Here is a 517-nt window from a genome sequence, read left to right as displayed (position 1 = left end):
GAATCCACTCGGAATTGCTAACGTCAGTTCTTAACCGAAAATTATTAACTTGAAAACCGTAACTGACGGTTATACGGGACCGTTAGCTGTAATATTGCATCAACCAAAAACGCTCAATTCGTGTTGATTTTTAGCAACGTAACTTTAAAAAATTGAAAACAGAATTTTAGCCTGTTATGGATCTGAATTTTAAAACGGTAAACGGAACTGAACTCTAAAACTGACTCGTACGGAATTGAATAAATTGCGGTCGAATTCTGTCGCTCAAAACGGAACAGAAACTAAAAAAACGGAAACGGTAAAACGGAATGTCGCGCAAAAAAAAGTGGAATAAAAATAAGTTTTCTTTCTACAATTTCGCCAGCTGAATCACATAAAATAAAACAATACTACAGCTAACAAGGTATATATTCAATTGCTACTGAATTTCCTTTCGGAAATTCATACCAATTTACTATCTTAGTTGCTTAATGCTGAAAATCCTTCGGATTTTAAGCCGCAACTAAATCTATACCAA

Source organism: Mesoflavibacter sp. CH_XMU1422-2 (assembly GCF_037029245.1).
Taxonomy (GTDB): domain Bacteria; phylum Bacteroidota; class Bacteroidia; order Flavobacteriales; family Flavobacteriaceae; genus Mesoflavibacter; species Mesoflavibacter zeaxanthinifaciens.
The sequence above is the reverse complement of the archived record's forward strand: the minus strand, read 5'-3'. Positions refer to the sequence as shown.